Annotated in this window: 18 protein-coding genes; 7 read left to right on the forward strand and 11 right to left on the reverse strand. The window is 73.2% G+C overall.

The window, feature by feature from the left end; genetic code table 11:
• Positions 1-16: 16 nt before the first annotated feature.
• Together DJ476_RS30240 and DJ476_RS36135 are read right to left on the reverse strand one after the other, a co-directional pair.
• A complete protein-coding gene (locus tag DJ476_RS30240) occupies positions 17-253 on the reverse strand; it encodes a hypothetical protein (protein ID WP_112491978.1) in 237 nt (78 codons plus the stop codon).
• Entirely contained in the window at positions 237-608 is a 372-nt protein-coding gene (locus DJ476_RS36135; RefSeq protein ID WP_404827598.1) for a DUF6400 family protein, read from the reverse strand. Before DJ476_RS36135 ends, DJ476_RS30240 begins: the two co-directional genes overlap by 17 nt.
• Positions 609-810: 202 nt before the next feature.
• On the opposite strand from DJ476_RS36135, the gene DJ476_RS30250 reads away from it, so the two are divergent.
• Positions 811-1,431, forward strand: a complete 621-nt coding sequence (locus DJ476_RS30250) for a PadR family transcriptional regulator (protein WP_079167434.1) — start codon at positions 811-813, stop codon at positions 1,429-1,431.
• Between the two features lie 85 nt (positions 1,432-1,516).
• Here DJ476_RS30250 and DJ476_RS30255 read toward each other — a convergent pair whose 3' ends face one another.
• Entirely contained in the window at positions 1,517-1,954 is a 438-nt protein-coding gene (locus DJ476_RS30255) for a type II toxin-antitoxin system Rv0910 family toxin (protein WP_112491980.1), read from the reverse strand.
• Positions 1,955-2,041: 87 nt separating this feature from the next.
• Positions 2,042-2,236: a hypothetical protein gene (locus tag DJ476_RS30260; protein ID WP_018492660.1), complete on the reverse strand. Its 195-nt coding sequence runs from the start codon at positions 2,234-2,236 to the stop codon at positions 2,042-2,044.
• Between the two features lie 289 nt (positions 2,237-2,525).
• Between DJ476_RS30260 and DJ476_RS30265 the strand changes: the two genes are divergently transcribed.
• From DJ476_RS30265 to DJ476_RS30275, 3 genes are all read left to right on the forward strand, one after another.
• Positions 2,526-3,104, forward strand: a complete 579-nt coding sequence (locus DJ476_RS30265) for a Clp protease N-terminal domain-containing protein (protein WP_112491981.1) — start codon at positions 2,526-2,528, stop codon at positions 3,102-3,104.
• A gap of 204 nt (positions 3,105-3,308) precedes the next feature.
• Positions 3,309-4,334, forward strand: a complete 1,026-nt coding sequence (locus DJ476_RS30270; protein WP_112491982.1) for an EamA family transporter — start codon at positions 3,309-3,311, stop codon at positions 4,332-4,334.
• A gap of 158 nt (positions 4,335-4,492) precedes the next feature.
• Positions 4,493-5,470, forward strand: a complete 978-nt coding sequence (locus DJ476_RS30275) for a DMT family transporter (RefSeq protein WP_112491983.1) — start codon at positions 4,493-4,495, stop codon at positions 5,468-5,470.
• A 78-nt stretch (positions 5,471-5,548) separates the two neighbouring features.
• Here DJ476_RS30275 and DJ476_RS30280 read toward each other — a convergent pair whose 3' ends face one another.
• Positions 5,549-6,247, reverse strand: a complete 699-nt coding sequence (locus DJ476_RS30280) for a pyridoxamine 5'-phosphate oxidase family protein (protein WP_112491984.1) — start codon at positions 6,245-6,247, stop codon at positions 5,549-5,551.
• Between the two features lie 47 nt (positions 6,248-6,294).
• Between DJ476_RS30280 and DJ476_RS30285 the strand changes: the two genes are divergently transcribed.
• A complete protein-coding gene (locus DJ476_RS30285; protein ID WP_112491985.1) occupies positions 6,295-7,626 on the forward strand; it encodes an aminotransferase class I/II-fold pyridoxal phosphate-dependent enzyme in 1,332 nt (443 codons plus the stop codon).
• A 120-nt stretch (positions 7,627-7,746) separates the two neighbouring features.
• On the opposite strand, the gene DJ476_RS30290 is transcribed toward DJ476_RS30285, so the two are convergent.
• Positions 7,747-8,817 (reverse strand): DMT family transporter, encoded by a 1,071-nt coding sequence (locus tag DJ476_RS30290; protein WP_112491986.1) that lies wholly within the window; start codon positions 8,815-8,817, stop codon positions 7,747-7,749.
• 93 nt (positions 8,818-8,910) lie between these two features.
• On the opposite strand from DJ476_RS30290, the gene DJ476_RS30295 reads away from it, so the two are divergent.
• Complete coding sequence (locus DJ476_RS30295; protein WP_103417790.1) at positions 8,911-9,861, forward strand: LysR family transcriptional regulator; 951 nt, start codon at positions 8,911-8,913, stop codon at positions 9,859-9,861.
• Positions 9,862-9,886: 25 nt separating this feature from the next.
• On the opposite strand, the gene DJ476_RS30300 is transcribed toward DJ476_RS30295, so the two are convergent.
• Positions 9,887-10,360 (reverse strand): pyridoxamine 5'-phosphate oxidase family protein, encoded by a 474-nt coding sequence (locus DJ476_RS30300; RefSeq protein WP_112491987.1) that lies wholly within the window; start codon positions 10,358-10,360, stop codon positions 9,887-9,889.
• 109 nt (positions 10,361-10,469) lie between these two features.
• Here DJ476_RS30300 and DJ476_RS30305 point away from each other — a divergent pair, with 109 nt between their 5' ends.
• Positions 10,470-11,144, forward strand: coding sequence for a cysteine hydrolase (locus tag DJ476_RS30305; RefSeq protein WP_112491988.1), 675 nt, complete (start codon positions 10,470-10,472; stop codon positions 11,142-11,144).
• Here DJ476_RS30305 and DJ476_RS30310 read toward each other — a convergent pair.
• The 4 genes from DJ476_RS30310 to DJ476_RS30325 all read right to left on the reverse strand — a co-directional run bounded on the left by DJ476_RS30310 (position 11,131) and on the right by DJ476_RS30325 (position 14,580).
• Positions 11,131-11,595 (reverse strand): Rieske (2Fe-2S) protein, encoded by a 465-nt coding sequence (locus DJ476_RS30310; protein WP_103417911.1) that lies wholly within the window; start codon positions 11,593-11,595, stop codon positions 11,131-11,133. The two genes, DJ476_RS30305 and DJ476_RS30310, sit on opposite strands and share 14 nt — an antisense overlap.
• Before the next feature lie 272 nt (positions 11,596-11,867).
• Complete coding sequence (locus DJ476_RS30315; RefSeq protein ID WP_103417793.1) at positions 11,868-12,452, reverse strand: snapalysin family zinc-dependent metalloprotease; 585 nt, start codon at positions 12,450-12,452, stop codon at positions 11,868-11,870.
• Between the two features lie 197 nt (positions 12,453-12,649).
• Positions 12,650-13,561 (reverse strand): LysR family transcriptional regulator, encoded by a 912-nt coding sequence (locus DJ476_RS30320; RefSeq protein WP_103417794.1) that lies wholly within the window; start codon positions 13,559-13,561, stop codon positions 12,650-12,652.
• Between the two features lie 239 nt (positions 13,562-13,800).
• Positions 13,801-14,580 carry a S1 family peptidase gene (locus DJ476_RS30325; protein ID WP_103417795.1) on the reverse strand — a complete coding sequence of 260 codons (780 nt, stop codon included), beginning with the start codon at positions 14,578-14,580 and terminating at the stop codon, positions 13,801-13,803.
• Between the last annotated feature and the right edge of the window lie 55 nt (positions 14,581-14,635).

Raw genomic sequence — 14,635 nt, forward strand, 5'->3', positions numbered from 1 at the left:
CCGTCGTGCTGTCTGCTCAGGCGCGGGAGGCGGTGCCGCCCCGGTGGGCGAAGGTGTCCAGCGACCAGGTGTGCGTACAGCCGGGGCACTGGAGGTGCAGGACCGGACCGGTGTTGGCGATCAGATAGCGCCAGTGCTCGCCGCAGGTGCGGCGGTCCGCGCAGGCCGCGCAGTGGCGGGCGTCGTCGCAGGCGGGGCAGGCCACCCAGGCGCGCCGGGCGATGTCCGCCTGCGGATCAATGGGCAGCCGCACGGCCCGGGCCCTCGTCCGGCAGCACACCGGCGGCCACCAGCCGGTCGTAGGTGCGCTGCTGCTCGGCGTCCAGCCCCGAGTAGAGCAGGGCGTAGGCCTCGTTCTCGCTGCGGAGGGCGGCCACCGGATCCCAGTCGGGCCCCAGCGCGGCGACGACCTCGGCTCGACGCCAGGCTTCTTCGAAGGTCAGGTCGATGGTGAGGGGGACGAGGGGGGGCTCTGGTCCTGGCTCATGGCGGTGCTTCCGGTGGGTATCAGGGGAAACCTCACCATCTGTACCAGGCCTCCACCACGACAGGGAAGGGTGACCTAAGTCGCCCGGTGAGGGCCGGTGGGGGCGCCGGACCCGGCCGATCGGTGGGTGGGGGCGGGCGGTTGCCGGTACGGGGGCGTCGGCGGCGGCTCCGTATCGTACGGGTTCCTGTGGCGCACCTCATGCCGGCGGGGGTGGCCGGTGGGCGCTGTCGGCGGGCCGGGTCGGCAGCGTCTTGTCAGGCGATAGCTTCCGATATATCGTTGAAGCATCGCGATGGATCGAAGATGAAAGGAGCGTAGCGATGCGTTCACAGGGATATGAGCACGAGCATGAGTACGGACCGGGGCATTACGGGCCCGGTCATCAGGGCCGTCACGGTCGGGGTGGCCCTGACGGGCGCCGGGCCGCCTTCGGGCCGTTCGGGCCGCCGTTCGGTGGCGGGCCCTTCGGTGGCGGGCGTGGCCGGGGTGGCGGTCGGGGGAGGGCGCGGCGCGGTGATGTGCGGGCGTCGATCCTGGCCCTGCTGAAGGACCGGCCGATGCACGGATACGAGATGATCCAGGAGATCGGAGAGCGCAGCGGCGGGGCGTGGAAGCCCAGCCCCGGTTCGGTTTACCCCACCCTCCAGCTGTTGGAGGACGAAGGGCTGATCGTCAGCGCGAGCGAGGGCGGCAAGAAGCTCTTCACGCTCACCGAATCCGGGCGCGGCGAGGCCGAGTCCGGGCCCGAGGCTCCCTGGGAGGAGGCCGGGCGCGGCGTGGACTGGGAGGGTGTCAACGAGATCCGGCAGGCCGGGTTCGGGCTGATGGAGGCGTTCGGGCAGGTCTGGAAGACCGGCTCCCCCGACCAGCGGCAGAAGGCGCTGGCCGTCATCAACGACGCCCGTAAGAAGCTCTATCTGATCCTGGCCGACGAGCACTGAGCCTGTGTGTTCCACGTGCTCGGTCGCCGGCGACGTCGGGGGCCCCGCGGATGGCGGGGCCCCCGACGTGTCTACGCGGTGATCGTCAAGGGGTGACCAGGCCGTCGAGCTTGCGCAGCGACTCCTGGAGCGCCGCCGTCGCGGAGTCCTTGAGCTTGCCGCCCATCATCGAGACCGCCGCGCCGGTGAACTCCCCCTCGATGCGCACCGTGGTGGCCTCCCCGCCCGGGGAAGGGGCGAGCGAGTAGCGCATGGCCAGGGCGACCCCCATCGGGCCCTTGCCCCGGGTCGTCAGCAGCCGGCCGCTCTCCAGCTCGTCGACCGTCCAGGTCACTTCGGCGGGGAAGCCCATGAGCTTCATGTTCTCCTCGTAGACGGCCCCCTTCTCCAGCGTGGCCGGGCCGCCCTCGGGGAAGCCGGTGTGGGTCGCGTTCCACTCTCCGTACGACGAGAAGTCCGTCAGCTGCGCCCAGACCTTCCCGGCGGGTGCTTCGATACGTGCCTCCGCGCTGACTTCGGCCATGCGACCACCCCTGGTTCGTCCGGTAACGGTGTCACGGTGCCGCGGAACGTAACGGCGGCGGCTCCAACATTCAATACTGATACATCGTCAGATCTGCTGGGGCTGTCGGTTCCGCCAGATCTCCGCCGCGTCGAAGCGGTCCGACGCGCGCGGGTGCGGGCCGTCGTCATGGCAGTGGAAGGCGGCCCAGAACAGATCGGCGGGGAGGGCGTCGTCCGGCGCGTACACACGGTAGACGTACTGCATCCCGTCCTCCGCGAGCAGTGCGACCATCCAGAACACCCGTGGTTCCCTCCGCCCGGAGCCGATGCGTGCCGTTGCCCTACGTGCGTTGCCTTGCGTTGCGAGCTGTCACGCCCTGTGGTGTGAGGGACGTGTGCGCGGGGGGTGGCGGTTGCCCGGGGGAGTGCGGCGCAAGGCGGCGCGCCCCCCTGAGAGCCATGGTTGTACGCCTCGGGGCGATCTCATCCGCAAGGAGGAGGGGGTGTTCCGGTGGGCCCAACTTGGGTGGGACGCGTGAATGGGCCGCCCTGCCGATGCTTCCGTGGCCCGGGACTGATGGGGTGGAGTAGTGCAAAACCGGACGCCGCGGATCCCTGAACAGCCCGCCCCGAACCCCGTCGGACCCCACGGGCCCGACAGCCCCGAGGCCAGATTCACCGTCGAACTGGCCACGGTGGTGACGGGTGCGCGCAGGCGTGCGCTGCGGGACGGCGACCGGCAGATCGACACCGCCCACCTGCTGCACTCTCTCGTCGAGAGCGACTCCGAGGTCCGTGAAGTCTTCGACGGCGGACCGCAGTTGGCGAAGGTGCTCGGCTACCTCGTGCAGCGCAGCATCGGTTACGGGCTCCGCTGGCAGGGGTCGGTGGAGGACTCCGGGGCCGTTCCCGTCGTCCGGGACCCGGCTCGGGACGTGGCGGCGGGCGCCGAGGGGTGGTCGCCGTCCGCCGTCGCCGCGATGGAGGGGGCGCTGCACCGTGCCGGCCTCCGTGGGGAGCGGCGGGCCCGGGGCCTCGACCTCCTCGCCGCCCTGGCCGCCGACGGGGAGTGCCGTGCGGTGGAGGTGCTGAGCCGGGCCGGTGTGGACGCGCGGTGGCTGGGGGAGCGGGCGGAGGAGCGTACGGCGGAGGCGTCCTGGTGGGTGTGACGGTGCGGCCGACGGAACGCCGGGTGCGGGGCACGGCTTCCGCGTGACGGTGCCGGGGCGGCTGCTGTGTGAGGCCGCGGCGTGCGGGGCGCGCGTCTCAGCAGGTGTCACAGGGACGCGTGTTTCGTCAGGTGCCATAGAGGTGCGCGTCTCGTCAGGCGTCACAGAGATGACGGTGCTGTCGCGTGCTGTCATGATGTGCCGATGCACGCGTCTCGGGGTACTCAGAGGAGAAGCGCAGGCCTGGGGCTCGCCCTCCTGTCGGCCTTCGCGTTCGGCGGTTCCGGGGTGGCCGCCAAGCCGCTGATCGAGGCGGGGCTCGACCCGCTGCACGTGGTGTGGCTACGGGTGGCGGGCGCCGCCCTCATCATGCTGCCGGTCGCCTGGCGCCACCGGAATCTCGTACGGGAGCGGCCCGCCCTCCTCGCCGGGTTCGGGCTCTTCGCCGTGGCCGGTGTCCAGGCCTGCTATTTCGCCGCCATCTCCCGTATCCCGGTCGGGGTGGCGCTCCTCGTCGAGTATCTGGCCCCCGCGCTGGTCCTCGGCTGGGTCCGGTTCGTCCAGCGCAGGCCCGTCACCCGGGCGGCCGCCGTCGGCGTGGTCCTGGCGGTCGGCGGACTCGCCTGTGTCGTCGAGGTCTGGGCCGGGCTCGGCTTCGACGCCCTGGGCCTGCTGCTCGCCCTCGGTGCGGCCTGCTGCCAGGTGGGGTACTTCGTCCTCTCCGACCACGGTGGCCAGGGGGGCAAGGGGAGTGACGGGCGGCGCGTCGAACCTCCGCATCCGCTCGGCGTCATCGCGTACGGACTCATCGTCGGTGCCCTGATCCTCACCGTCGTCGCGCGGCCGTGGGGCATGGACTGGTCGCTGCTCGGCGGGAGCGCCGGCATGGACGGCGATGTGGTCCCCGCCTGGGTGCTGCTCGGCTGGATCGTGCTGGTCGCCACCGTGCTCGCGTACGGCAGTGGCGTCGTCTCCGTCCGGATGCTCTCGCCTCAGGTCGCCGGGGTCGTCGCCTGTCTGGAAGCGGTCATCGCGACCGTGCTGGCCTGGGTGCTGCTCGGGGAACATCTCTCCGCCCCGCAGCTCATCGGCGGGTTCGTCGTTCTGACCGGGGCGTTCATTGCCCAGTCGGCCACGCCCAAGCCGCCTGCGGGGCCGGTGGCCGCGGGTGTGGGTGCGGCGGCGGGGGCCGCCGAGAGCGAGTTGTCCGCCGGGCGGGCCTCACATTAGTGTGTCGGCCATGCATCTGACTGTGCTTCCGCCGCCTGCCGCCTAGCGCGGGCGGCCACTCCTGACGAAGACCGGGCTCGGGCAGTCCCCGAGCGGTCCGTCGCTGCCCGCGTGCGGAGTCGAGCGACCACCACCCTGTCTTCCTCTGGAGAAGTCACATGGCCATGCCTGGTGTTCCCGCTCTGCCCGTCGGGCGGAGCCTGCTGTATCTCGTCGTCGCCGGAGTCGCCTGGGGCACCGCCGGTGCGGCGGCCTCCCTGATCTTCCGGGTCAGCGATCTCGGTCCCCTCGCCCTCTCCTTCTGGCGCTGCGCCGGGGGCCTCGTCCTGCTGGCCGGGGCGCTCGCCCTGCGTCCCCGCCGTACGCCCCGGCCGGTCGAGCCCCGGAGCCGCCGGGTGCTGCGCATCCTCGGTACGGGGGTGGGGCTCACCGTGTTCCAGAGCGCCTACTTCGCGGCGGTGGACGCCACCGGCCTCGCCGTCGGGACCGTCGTCACCCTCGGTGCCGGGCCCGTCCTGATCGCCGTCGGTGCGCGCGTGCTGCTCGGCGAACGCCTCGGCCCGGGCGGTCTCGCCGCCGTGGCCGGTGCGCTGGCCGGGCTCGCGGTGCTCGTCCTGGGCGGGGAGGGCGGCGAGGTCGTGCCGTCCGGCGTGCTGCTCGCGCTGCTGTCCGCCGCCGGGTACGCGGCGATCACCCTGCTCACCCGGTGGCTCGGGCGGGACGGCGGTGGCGGTGACGCGCTGACCACCAGCGCCTGGGCGTTCGGCATCGGAGCGGTGGGGCTGCTGCCCATGGCGGCGGCCGAAGGGCTCGTGCCGCACACCGCCGAGACCGGGCAGGTGCTGTGGCTGCTCGTCTACGTGGCCGCGGTGCCCACCGCACTCGCGTACGCCCTCTACTTCGCGGGGGCGGCCGCCGTCCGCTCGGCCACCGTCTCCGTGATCATGCTCCTGGAGCCGGTGAGCGCGGCCGTCATCGCGGTGACCGTCCTGGGGGAGCGGCTGACGGCGGCCACCGTCGTCGGCACCCTGCTCCTGCTGACCGCCGTGACCGGGCTGGCGCTGGCCGAGGCGCGGGGGGCGGCTGTCACGCGCAGGCGGGCGGCTGAAGCCGAGGCTGAGGCCGTAGCGGTGTAGGCGGTTCAGCGGCAAAGGGCCCGGAGCCGGGTGCCGAGGCTCCGGGCCCTGTCCCTGACCTTTCGCGGCCGATCGGCGTCAGAGCGCACGCAGGTACTCCGGTACGCCGACGGCCGGGTCCAGGTCGTCCGCCGGGACCGGGGACCCGTAGCCCCGGGTGAGCGGCACGATGCCGGTCCAGTGGGGGAGGGTGAGGTCCTCCGGCTCGTCGTTGGGGCCGCCGGTGCGGACCTTCGCGGAGACCTCGTCGAGGTCCAGCCGGATCACCGCCGTGGCGGCCAGTTCCTTGGTGTTGGCCGGGCGGGCGTCCCGCGATCGGCCGGGGACGGCCTGGTCGACGATCGCGTCGAGGGCGATGCGCCGCTCCTCGGGGTCGGTCACGGTGGTCGCCGTGCCGTGGACCACCACCGAGCGGTAGTTGATCGAGTGGTGGAAGGCGGACCGGGCCAGCACCAGGGCGTCGACATGGGTGACGGTCAGACAGACCGGCAGCCCCGGGTCGGCGGCGGCCCGGGCGTTGCGCAGTGGGCGGGAGCCGGTCGACCCGTGGACGTACAGGCGCTCTCCGACCCGCCCGTACAGGGTCGGCAGCACGACGGGCGCCGCGTCCCGGACGAAGCCGAGGTGGCAGAGGCAGGCCGCGTCGAGTATCGAGTGGACCAGCTCGCGGTCGTAGGAGGCGCGCTCCTTGGCCCGGGTCGGTACCGTGCGGGCGGTGGGGGTGTAGGCGGTGGCGCTCTCCGGGCCCGTGGCGGTGGGCGGGGCGGTGTCCTGCATGATGCGTTCCCTTGCCGATCTGATTGCACTAGTGCATACTGTTGTTTGTGCTAGGAGGGTATCGGATCAGTGGGCGGCGCGCATCGGAAATCGCCGCCAGTGTGGAGCGCGGGGTCGGCTCCGGCGAGCTGCCGCCCGGCCATGTCCTGCCCCCGATGCGGGAGTTGGCCGCCCGTCTGGAGGTCAACCCCAATACGGTGGCGGCCGCCTACCGGACGCTGCGCGAGCGCGGGGTGATCGAGACGGCGGGCCGCCGGGGGAGCCGGGTGCGGCCGCGTCCGGCCAGCACCCCCCGCGGCTCCCTGCGCATCGAGGCGCCGCCGGGCGTACGCGACCTCGGCAAGGGCAACCCCGATCCGGAGCTGCTGCCCACGCTCGGCCCGGCGCTCGCCGTGGCGGCCGCGGTCGACGCGGAGCACCCCGGGCTGTACGGGGAGGCGCCCGTGGTCCCCGAGTTCGCCGCGTACGCGCGTACCGCGATGGACGCCGACGGGGTGCCGGAGGGGGCCGTCGCGGTGACCTCGGGCTCCCTCGACGCCATCGAGCGGGTGCTCGCGGCGCATCTGCGGCCGGGTGACGCGGTGGCGGTGGAGGACCCGGGGTGGGGCAGCGTGCTCGACCTCGTCCCCGCGCTCGGGCTGCGCGCCGTGCCGGTCGGGGTGGACGACGACGGGCCGGTGGTCGCGGATGTGGAGCGGGTGCTGCGGGCCGGGGCGCGGGCGCTCGTCGTCACCGACCGCGCGCAGAACCCGACCGGCGCCTCGGTGAGCGCAGGGCGCGCCCGGGAGCTGCGGGCCGTGCTCGCCCGCCACCCGGACGTGCTGCTGATCGAGGACGACCACGGCCACGCCATCGTCGACCTGCCGCTGCATCCGCTGGCGGGTACGACGGACCACTGGGCCTTCGTCCGCTCGGCCGCCAAGGCGTACGGCCCCGACCTGCGGGTCGCCGTGCTCACCGGGGACGCGGTCACGGTCGACCGGGTGGCGGGCCGGCAGCGGCTGGGCCCCGGGTGGGTCAGCCGGCTGCTCCAGCGCGCCGTGCTCCACCTGTGGACCTCGGGCGCCGTCGACACCGCCGCCGTCGCCCGGTCCTACGGGGAGCGCCGTGACGCCCTCGTCCACGCCCTGGCCGAGCGCGGGGTGACGGCGTACGGGCGGAGCGGGATGAACGTGTGGGTGCCCGTCAGCGACGAGACCGGGGCCATCGCGCGGCTCCTCCACGCGGGCTGGGCGGTGGCCCCCGGGGCGCGCTTCCGGATGTCCACGCCCCAGGCGGTGCGGCTCACCGTCTCCCGGCTGACGGCGGCGGACATCGGGCCGCTGGCGGACGCGGTGGCGTCGGCGGCCGGACCCGCGCGGCCGGTCACGTACGGCTGAGGCGCGGGGGCGGGTGGGCGTCTCTGCGTCCGGTGCCCGTGTGTCCGGTTGCTTCTGCCTCCGTTTGCCCGGGGCGCGCCCGGCCGTGCCTCTGTCGCCTCCTCGTTTCGCGTACCGCTGTCACGTACGGCTGAGACGCTCCGGCCGGGTCTCTGCCGTACGGGACCGGATCAGGGTTCGGGACCGGATCCGGGGGCCGGGGCGGGCGGTCGTGGTCGGCGGGCGGCTCTGGGTGAGGGCCGCTCCGGCCAGCACGATCACCGCGCCCACCGGGGTGTTCCAGGTCAGCTGCTCGCCGAGCAGGGCGACGCCCGCCGCGGTGGCGATCACCGGGATGAAGTACGTGACCATCTGCCCGGTCGTCGGGCCGACCTCCTGGACGAGTCCGTACTGGAGCAGCACCGCCAGCCCCGTACCGAGTGCGCCGAGCGCCAGCACGGAGAGCGTGGGCAGCAGCGGGAACGTGTCCGGGGCGGAGGTGAACGCCGGGGTCACCACGGCCAGTTGCAGCGTGCCGACGAAGAGCTGGCTGCCGGTGAGCGTCAGCGTCGAGGAGCCGGTGCCCGCCAGCGTACGGCGGACGTAGATCCAGCCGACCGCGTAGCTGAACGAGGCCAGCAGCGCCATCCCCGTACCGGGCAGATCCAGGCCGGAGAAGCCCTGCCAGGCGCCCAGCACGGTCAGCACCCCGAGGAAGCCCACGCCCAGGCCCGCGACGCGGCGGCGGGTCGGGCGGTCCTCGGAGAGGGCGACCACCGAGAGGGCCATGCCCCACAGGGGCGAGGTCGCGTTGCAGATCCCGGCAAGGGTGGACGGGATGGTCAGCTCGGCGTAGGAGAAGAGCGAGAACGGCAGGGCGTTGAGGAAGAACGCCGCCACCGTGATGTGCCCCCAGGTGCGGGCCGAGCGCGGCAGCCGCTCCCGGCGCATCGCCATCGCGACGGCCAGGACGGCGGTCCCGGCCAGCAGTCGGCCCAGGGTGACCTGGAACGGCGCGAACCCCTGCGTTCCCACCTTGATGAGCAGGAAGCTGAACCCCCAGATGAGGGAGAGCACGGCGAACCGGATCCGCCAGTCGACGGCCGGGCGCCGGGGGGTGGCGGTGGGGGTGGTGGGCGAGGGGACGGCCGCGGCGGGCGAGGGGACGGGGGCGGCCGCAGGGGTGGTGGGCTGCTGGCAGGGGGCGCTCATGGCTCCACGATGACGAACAGCACTCCTTAGAACAAGCGAGAGTTTCTGTGCTTGTTCGCGTAGCATCGCTTATATGTCGAACCTGGAGTGGACATGTTGAATCTGGAGCGGCTGCGCACCCTGGACGCCCTCGCCCGGCACGGCTCGGTGAGCGGGGCCGCCGGGGGGCTGCATGTCACCACATCGGCGGTCTCGCAGCAGATGGCCAAGCTGGAGCGCGAGGTCGGGCAGCAACTGCTCGCCAGGAACGGCCGGGGGGTGCGTCTCACCGACGCGGGACGCCTCCTCGCGGATCACGCGGCGCGGATCCTGTCGCAGGTGGAGCTGGCCCAGTCCGACATCGAGGCCCAGCGCGGCGAGGTGGTCGGTCAGGTGACGCTCTCCGCGTTCCCCACGGCGGCCCGCGGGCTGCTGCCCGCCACTCTCACCGCCCTGCGCACGGATCACCCGGAACTGAAGGTGCGGACGCGGGAGTTGGAGCCCGAGCAGGGGCTCCAGGCCGTGCTGCGCGGCGATGTCGACGTGGCCGTGGCGCTCGACTGGAGCAACAAGCGGCTGCCCGTCCCCGGTGGCCTCTCCAAGGTCGAACTCCTCGACGACGCACCGGACATCGCCATGCCGGCCGGACATCCGCTGGCCGACCGGGCCGAAGTGGAGCTGGAGGACTTCGCGCAGGACGAGTGGGTCTCCTGGCCGGAGGGCGAATTCTGTTACGAGTGGCTCATGTTCACCCTGCGCTCCCGGGGGATCGAGCCGCGCATCTCCCATCTGGCCGGTGAGCATCACACCCAACTTGCTCTGATCGCGGCCGGGTTCGGCGTCTGTGTGGCGCCACGGCTGGGCCGGGGCCCCGTTCCCGAGGGCGTCTCCCTGGTCCCCGTACGGCAGACCATGCGCCGCCACATCCACGCCGTCTGGCGTACGGACGCCGACCGCCGCCCCTCCGTCCGGGCCGCGGTCGACGCGCTGCGGGCGGCGGCGGAGCGGGTGGCGTCCGCGGCCTCCGGGTCCTCCGAAGCCTCCGGGTCCTCCACCGGCGGGTGACTGCGGCCCCGGCGGCACGGGTCGACTACCGCCCCAGGCCCGCCAGTTTGCGGAAGTCCCACGAGGTGACCGTGGACGGGGTGAGCCGCAGCCAGGCGTGCCGCCCGTCGTGCGGCATCTCCGTCATCCCGAAGTACTTCGCCGGGAACAGCTGCTCCGGTACGTCGAGTTCGGGGCACGGCTCACCCGTGCGCGGGGCCTCGCCGACGAACTCCGCCGTACCGGACAGCTCCACGCCGCGCAGCTCGTCGTACGCCTCCCCGTCGTCGACCACCACGGCGATCCGCGGGTCCTCGCGCAGCTGGGACCAGCGCAGGCTGCGGGTGATGGAGTACAGCCAGAGCGAGGTGCCGTCCCAGACGAACCAGAGCGCGCCGATGTGCGGCGGGCCGTCGGCGGCGAGCGTGGCGACCCGGCAGGTGCGCTGCTCGCGCAGGTAGGCGTCCCGCTCCTCGCGGGTCATCATGATCCGGCGGCCGCGTCGCTGGGTGTCGGTCACGCGCTGCCCTCCCCTTCTACCTTGTCATCTGACGCACTGTCAGAAATCATGGTGCCTCCCTCTCCCCGACGCAACGGGAGCAGCCAGCAGGATCAGCAGGAGGAGTGTCGTGGTGTCCGGTCAGTCCCGGGAACAGTTCGCCGCCCTGCTCGACCCCGCCACCACCGTACTGCTGACCGTCGAATGCCAGCAGGGGGTCGTGGGGCCGGACAGCGCCCTGCCCGAACTCGCGCGCGTGGCACGGTCGTCGGGCGCCCTCGGCAACATCGCCCGACTGGTCGCCGCCGCCCACGGGAGCGGGGTCCAGGTCATGCACGCCGTCGCGGAGCGCCGCCCCGACGGGCGCGGGGCCAGCCGCAACGCCCGCCTCTTCCGGGCCGCCGCCCGGCTTCCCGTACAGCAGCACACCGGCACCACCGCCGTACGGATCGCGCCGCCCATCGAGGTGGCGGACGAGGACCTCGTCGTACGACGGCTGCACGGGCTCTCGCCGCTCGCCGGGACCGATGTGGACGCCCTCCTCCGTAACCTCGGCTGCCGCACGCTCGTCGTCACCGGGGTCTCGGCCAACGTCGCTATACCCAACGCCGTGTTCGACGCCGTCAACCTCGGCTATACGGCGGTCGTCCCGTCCGACGCCATCGCGGGGGTGCCCGCCGACTACACCCCCGCGATGATCCGCAACACCCTGGCCCTGGTCGCCACCATCACGACCACCGACGCCATCCTGGGCAGTTGGAAGGCGCCCCGCAGACGGAGCGGCCCCGCCCCTACGCCAGGGTGATCGCCCCGCCCTCCACCGAGATCTCGCGCGCGGGCAGCGGCTGGGTGGCGGGTCCGGCGGTGGGGCTGCCGGTCGCCGCGTCGAACGTCGAGTTGTGGCACGGGCAGGTGATCACGTTGTCCGTGACGTCCTTGACCGCGCAGCCCTGGTGGGTGCACGTGGCCGAGAACGCCTTGAACTCGCCGGCCCTCGGCTGGGTCACCACGACTTTCTGCGCGGCGAAGACGATGCCGCCGCCCTCGGGGATGTCCGCCGTTTTCGCCAGGACGGCACCGCCCGCCCCGCCGCTCCCCGGCTGCTCGACCGGGTCCGTACCGCCTGTGCCGCCCGAACCGCCGCCCGACCCGTCCGAACCTCCGCAGGCGGTGAGTGCGGCGGCCGCCCCGACCGCCCCCACCGCCAGGACGACGGTGCGGCGTTCGACGACCCGGTGCTCCTGCGCTGCGCTCATCGCGGCCATTCCCTTCATCGGTATCCATATCCATGGCTGTGGCTTCGGCCATGGATACGGGGGAGGGGGCGCGGGTGTTCATCGGGGCCGTGGTTGATCGCGTACGGATACGGGCGTGGGTGCGGGGACGGGACGGGGGCCGACGCGCAGGTACGGGTGCGGGGGCGGGTGCCGACGCGCGGGTACGGGGACGGGCGCAGGCGCGGATACGGGCATGCGGCCGGGCGGCGGGTCACCCTGCCCCGCCGCCCGGCCTTCCCCCTGCGCGCCGGTCAGTGCGCGTCGACCAGCACGCGTCCGTCGGCCGGGGTGAGCGAAGCGGCTCCACGGCCCGCGTACGCGGACTCGACGCGGGACCGCTCGGCCGCGTTGGGCACCGAGTTCTTGCAGCCGATCCCGGCGCTGGAGCCCGACATCAGCTGGGAGCACGGGCCGGGCTTGGTGTCCGGCAGGCCGAGGTTGTGGCCGATCTCGTGGGCGGCGATGCGGGTCTTGTCGTGTCCCTCGGTGACCGCGAGGCTGCCGAGTTCCACCCGGGCCTGGCCGCCGGGGCGGACCGGGCCGAGCGTCGCCTGCGGCCAGCCGTTGGTGGCGATGATCTGGATCTCGGCGCGAGTGCCGGGCCGTACCTTGGCCAGCTTCACGTTGGCGACGTTCGCGTTCCACGAGGCGACCCCGGCGGTGATGGCCGCTTCCCAGCCGGGGGCCCGGGTGGAGTCGTAGTACAGGGTCGTGACCGCGGCGGCGCGGGCCGGTGCGGTCGGTGAGGGTGCGGAGGCGGCGTGGGTCGCCGGTGCCATGATCATGGTGATGGCGGCGGCGGTACCGGCCGCCGCGAACCACTTGGAGCGGGGCATGGCTGTCCTTTCGCTGGGTTGTTCCCCGGCGGGAGGGCGGGGGGCCCTCTCCCGGTCTCGGTCGCTGACGATGTTGTCGGTGGACTGTCAAGTCAACCTGGTCGGGAGTATGCGGGTCTCCCACCGGCTTGTGCTCATGTCGGCCGGCCATCACATGCGTGGATGGCCGGTTCGTGGCCGTTGTCCGGCCGGTCCGCTCAGCCGGGCTTGACGCAGCGGGCGCCGAAGGCGTCCCGGACGAGACCGAGCAGGAGGGGACGGGAGGTGATGAGGGGCGATTCGCGGTGCAGGGCCAGCAGATGTCTCCCGAGCAGGGGGTCACCCGCGAGTCTTCGCATGACCACCCCCTCGCGCGCCCGGGCCGACCCCTGGGCCAGGGTCAGGCCGACGCCCTGGGCCACCAGGTCGCACAGGATGCTCAGATCGCCGATCCGGTGCGGGGAGAACCGTGGTACGAATCCGGCCGCCGCACAGGCGTGGACCAGCGCCCCGTAGTCGTCGCAGCCGGGGTCGTGCGGGGGCAGGAGCCAGGTCTCGTCGGCCAGGCCCGCCAGATCGATCCGGGCCTCGCCGGCGAGGGCGTGCCCGGCCGGGAGGATCACCACCACCGGTTCGAGGCCGATGACGTCGACGACGACCCCGTCGGCCGGTGTCGTACCGAAGCCCTCCAGATCCACCAGGCACGCCGCGTCGATGGACCGGTCACCGAGGCGGCTCATGGCGTCCCCCGTGGCCGGGAACTGCACGAAGGTGACCGGGTTGCTCAGGACGGCGGGCAGGTGGAGCGTCAGATGGCTCAGCATCGGACCCGAACTGCCGCCGACCGTCACCGGCTCCGGGCCCGGCGCGGGCCGGAGCCGGTAGCTGCGGATCCGGTCGGCGCTGACCACCGCGTCCCGGGCGTGCGAGATGACGAGTTCGCCTGCCCGGGTGGGCACCACTCCGCGCGCCGACCGCTCGAAGAGCGGCTGGCCGAACGACGCCTCGATCCGCCGGAGTTGTGTGGTCATGGCCGGCTGGGACAGCATCAGGGCGGCGGCTGCCCTGGTCAGGCTGCCCGCCTCGGCGATCGCCAGCAGAATGCGGAGGTGCCGCAGTTCCAGGTCCATGGCTGATTGAGGCTAGTTCACTCACGTATGGCATGTCCATGCGCGAGACATGGGGTGGTTCGCGGCGGTTCCGGGGTGGCCGGGGTGGGGGCCCGACCGCCCCGGGAACCGCCAGGCCGGGCCCGGGCTCGGAGTGCCCCGGGAACCGCCTTGCCGGGCCCGGGCTCAGAGGGCTCGGGGAGCCGCTGTGCCGGGTCCGGGGTCGGAGCGCCCGGGGAACTGCGGTGCCGGGGCCGGGCTCAGAGCGCCCCGGTGTACTGCTGGATCCAGGAGCGCCAGGCGGCCAGGTCCGTGTAGACCGCGCCGCCGACTCCGCAGGTGCTGCTGTTGGAGCCGCTGCGGCTGGTGGCGCCGGCCAGTTCGAGGCGGCCGTTCCGGTTGACCAGGGCGGGGCCGCCGGAGTCGCCGTAGCAGGCGGTGTTGGAGGTGGTGCCCGCGATGCACAGCTCGCGGCTGTTCACCATGCCGAGGCAGGAGCTGTCGGGCAGCACCTTGGTGTCGAGCTGCTTGAGGTAGCGGGGTGCGCCGGTGGAGCAGCCGCGCTGCGGGCAGGTCTGGCCCCAGCCGAGCAGCCGGGTGGCGGTGTTGTCGGGCGGGGTGGTGGCGGTGATGGGTACGGGGGTGTTGGCGACCTGGCTGCTGAGGCGGAGCAGGGCTATGTCCTGGCCGGCCATGCTCTGGCTGTTGGAGGGGCGGACGATCTGCGAGACGCTCGCCAGGGTGCCGCCGCTGAGGTGGTCGTTGGAGCCGATCCGGACGCGGAGGGCGGAGGGCGGGAGCGCGCCGTTGCCGTACGTACAGTGCAGCGCCGTCACCATCCAGCCCGGGGAGATCAGCGAAGCGCCGCAGTAGTGGCCGCCGTTGACCTGGATGGAGCCCATGAAGGAGTACGTGGTGGTGGCCTGTCCGCCGCCGACGATGGGGTTCGGGGCGGCGGTCGCGGTGCCGGTGAAGGCCGGGGCGGCGACGGCCATGCCGAGGGCGAGGCCGGCGGCGAGCAGGGGCCTGGGGAGAGGCATGGGGGGTCCTTCGTGTGGGAGGTGTGGGAGGTGCGGAGGCGATGGGTCCACTGGT

It is taken from the genome of Streptomyces bacillaris, from assembly GCF_003268675.1.
Taxonomy (GTDB): Bacteria; Actinomycetota; Actinomycetes; order Streptomycetales; family Streptomycetaceae; genus Streptomyces; species Streptomyces bacillaris.

Coding starts and splice junctions, on each gene's coding strand:
- DJ476_RS30295 (WP_103417790.1), top strand. CDS start 8,911: ATGTTGAATCTGGAGCGGCTGCGCACCCTGGACGCCCTCGCCCGGCAC.
- DJ476_RS30325 (WP_103417795.1), bottom strand. CDS start 14,580: ATGCCTCTCCCCAGGCCCCTGCTCGCCGCCGGCCTCGCCCTCGGCATG.
- DJ476_RS30250 (WP_079167434.1), top strand. CDS start 811: ATGCGTTCACAGGGATATGAGCACGAGCATGAGTACGGACCGGGGCAT.
- DJ476_RS30270 (WP_112491982.1), top strand. CDS start 3,309: ATGCACGCGTCTCGGGGTACTCAGAGGAGAAGCGCAGGCCTGGGGCTC.
- DJ476_RS30255 (WP_112491980.1), bottom strand. CDS start 1,954: ATGGCCGAAGTCAGCGCGGAGGCACGTATCGAAGCACCCGCCGGGAAG.
- DJ476_RS30310 (WP_103417911.1), bottom strand. CDS start 11,595: ATGAGCGCAGCGCAGGAGCACCGGGTCGTCGAACGCCGCACCGTCGTC.
- DJ476_RS30280 (WP_112491984.1), bottom strand. CDS start 6,247: ATGCAGGACACCGCCCCGCCCACCGCCACGGGCCCGGAGAGCGCCACC.
- DJ476_RS30275 (WP_112491983.1), top strand. CDS start 4,493: ATGGCCATGCCTGGTGTTCCCGCTCTGCCCGTCGGGCGGAGCCTGCTG.
- DJ476_RS30320 (WP_103417794.1), bottom strand. CDS start 13,561: ATGGACCTGGAACTGCGGCACCTCCGCATTCTGCTGGCGATCGCCGAG.
- DJ476_RS30290 (WP_112491986.1), bottom strand. CDS start 8,817: ATGAGCGCCCCCTGCCAGCAGCCCACCACCCCTGCGGCCGCCCCCGTC.
- DJ476_RS30315 (WP_103417793.1), bottom strand. CDS start 12,452: ATGCCCCGCTCCAAGTGGTTCGCGGCGGCCGGTACCGCCGCCGCCATC.